Annotated in this window: 2 protein-coding genes; both read left to right on the top strand. The window is 48.3% G+C overall.

Annotated features, from left to right (window positions below; translation table 11 throughout):
- Positions 1–741: isopeptide-forming domain-containing fimbrial protein (locus OIN60_RS17400; RefSeq protein WP_305756140.1), on the top strand; the 741-nt coding region annotated here is incomplete at its 5' end.
- Between the two features lie 678 nt (positions 742–1,419).
- Positions 1,420–3,162, top strand: a 1,743-nt coding sequence (locus OIN60_RS17395; protein WP_305756139.1) for an isopeptide-forming domain-containing fimbrial protein, incomplete at its 3' end; no start/stop codon positions are given.

Genomic DNA, 3,162 nt, shown 5'->3' with positions numbered 1-3,162 from the left:
GAAGAGATCACGATCGGCGATGCAGTGCCTGAGATGGAGTCAGAGAAAGAAGCGAATGACCTCAATGGCGGCGTCTACGAAGTCGGCGATATTATTGAGTACACAATCCGTACACACAACACCGTAGCGGACAGTGTCGTAACGAATCTGGAAATCTCGGACGCGCTGCGTGCAGAGCTGGAGTATGTGCCAGGTTCCCTGAAAGTGGACGGTGTCACCGTGACGGATGCACAAGACAGCGACAAAGGGCATTATGTCGACGGAAAAGTGGTAGGCCAATTCGGCGACATTACGAATACAGACTGGCATACGGTGGTATTCCGTGCTGAAGTATTGTCCGGCCAATCCGGTCAGACGATCCGTAACACCGCTGAAGTCACCGGGGATAACCTGGATGAACCGGATCAGCCATCCGAAGACATCATCATTGGTGGTGGAAACGGAAGTAATCCGAACATCCCAGGCGATGGGAATGATGGATCATCCGGCAATCCGAACACCCCAGGATGGGGAGGTTCTGATTCCGATTCCCCAGACTCTGGTCAATCCGGAGGAGCTGGCGGTTCGGGTGGCTCTGGCCAATCCGGTACATCAGGTGACTCTGCAAATGGAGGCTCCGGAGACGGTAGCGGTAATGGCAGCAAACTGCCTGAAACAGCAACGAATATGTACGGCTATCTGTTGGCCGGATTCATCATCCTGCTGGCAGGCCTGTTCTTGCTGAGAAGAAAGAAAGCATAACAGAGCATAGTTAAGATAACTGCCCTTCAGGTGAGTGCACTTGAGGGGCAGTTGTCGTTTGCGAAAGTTTTAACATACATAAATGCGCGAATTTAATAGAGCAGGTTCTAGCCAGATAACAGGGCACAGGGTATGCAGAAGTGGGGGGGAGCGATGCTGGAGGGATTCCTGGCCGGGTGGGACTAGAAAAATTCCTTCTATTATATATGTACTATTTATACTCTCTTTTATTAGCATAAATACGAAACCTGAATATGTGAATCACGACTTTAACCATGCCAATGTTCACAAAGAAATTGATCTATAAATGAAGAAGGGATAGGGTTTTAGGTGGTTGACGATGATCGAATTAGATCGTTATTCATGGTATTTTATGGTTTTTTACGCAAATTTAATTTATTGCTGTAAAAATATTGTCTATTTTTAGGAAGTGGATTATATTAACAGGGAAATCATTAAATTTTGAATTAAATTTCGAGAGGAGGCGATATCAAGCTGAGTTGCTGAGCGTTAATCACAGTAATTGTTGGAGGGAGAGTTATTTGCATTAAATACCCGCTGTGCAGCTTGAACTGCACTCATTACATAACCGGGTAAGGAATTAGTGCTGGGAGAAGGAATGACGCTGTCGAACCAGGCACTGGTATCTGAAAAAGTACATTTTGGGGGGAGACAACTTTGGATAAAACCCGATCCGCAAAGCGAACAAGCTTATTGAAGCGCCTTAGTATTCAATTTTTTGTATTTATACTGATCTTCGGCATCCTGCCCGTATCACGGCCGACGCTCAGCCCTGAGGCCCAAGCAGCGGAGGGCAATGCCTGCCCTGCTCCGGTAGCAATGATCAATGGAGGCTTTGAGCAGCCGAAAGCGCGAAATGCAGGGGACACAGGGTCGCCAGGTTCCGAAGCATTTTGGATGTATTTTTATGGTAGTGAGGTCCCGGGTTGGGAAACGGACGCCTCTGATAATCGAATACAAATCATGCAAAACTCTAATAACTTCCTGGGGTCAGGCGGTGGCGGGAATGGTGAAACCATCGCTGTTGTTGCTGCAGAGGGGACACAATATGCTGAATTGAACGCCAATGAAGCAGCGATGTTGTATCAGGATGTAGAAACAGTACCGGGCGAAACCATTTATTGGCGGCTGGCTCACCGCGGGGAATACGGGACGGATACGATGCAGCTCCGCATAGGTTCAGCTGATACTCCACCAGAGAACCTTCCGGTTATTCAACAGATGAGCAGTACATTTAACAAATGGACTTATTATACAGGGTCTTACGTTGTTCCAGACGGACAAACCAGTACAAGGTTTGGTTTTGAGGCAGTTTCCTCTTCAAGTGGTTCAGTCGCGTGGGGAAATTTGTTGGACGATATCTTCCTGGGAACAGAGCCGTGTGTAACATCGACCAAGAGCGTTAATCCACCAGGAGAAGTTGGTGTGGGTACGGAATTAACGTATACGATCAATGTCAAAAATGAGGGCGGAGATATCGCAGCAGATACGGCCGTTACTGACGCAATCCCTGCGGGCACGGAATATGTCCCTGGCTCAATGGTCTTGACGAACGGAGCAACAACCAAGAAGCTGACTGATGCGGCTGATACGGATGAAGGTCAGTTTGACGGCAGTCAGGTCAGTATTAAGTTAGGGGACCTGCCCAATGCCGATCAGAAGCCGAATGGGGTCACAGTACAATTTAAAGTGAAAGTACTGTCGACTTATGCGGTGAAGTCCATCAGCAATAAAGCGCAAATCGACTATGACAATTTATTGTCAGGGGAAAAAGAACAGACGGAAACCAATGAAACGGACTCACCGGTCATTTTCCCTAAGCTTGAATCCAGCAAAAAGATGACCCTGCAGCAAAAAGCAGCTGGCAACACGGATGCTGAGCATGCTGAAATCGGAGATACGTTGCTGTACACGGTTCAGTCCCGCAATACAGTTGCTAACAGCATCGTGAAAAATCTGGAGATTTCCGACGTTATTCCTTCCGAGCTGAAATATGTCCCAGGCAGTCTGACGGTAGATGGTGTAGCCGTAACGGATGCCGAAGGGGATGACAAAGGTCATTATGTCGGCGGTGAGGTTGTCGGGCAGCTTGGCGACGTCCCGGACCAGAATTGGCATACGGTACAGTTTGAAGCCATCGTACAACCGGGACAAGCCGGTAAGGATATTATTAACATCGCTGCTGTAGAGGGCGACAATGTGGACACGCCGGACCGTCCAAGAGAAGAGGTTCAGGTCTATCCACGGAACCCGCAGATTGAATCGGAGAAATCCGCATCGAATGTGGATGCAAGCAAGGCTACGTATGAAGTGGGAGACACTGTCTCTTATACGATCCGCGCAAGAGGCGTAGTCAACGATACGTATCTGGAAAATCTGACGATTTCGGATACGTTGCCT

The organism is Paenibacillus zeirhizosphaerae, assembly GCF_030705605.1.
Taxonomy (GTDB): domain Bacteria; phylum Bacillota; class Bacilli; order Paenibacillales; family Paenibacillaceae; genus Paenibacillus; species Paenibacillus zeirhizosphaerae.
The sequence above is the reverse complement of the archived record's forward strand: the minus strand, read 5'-3'. Positions and strand labels throughout refer to the sequence as shown.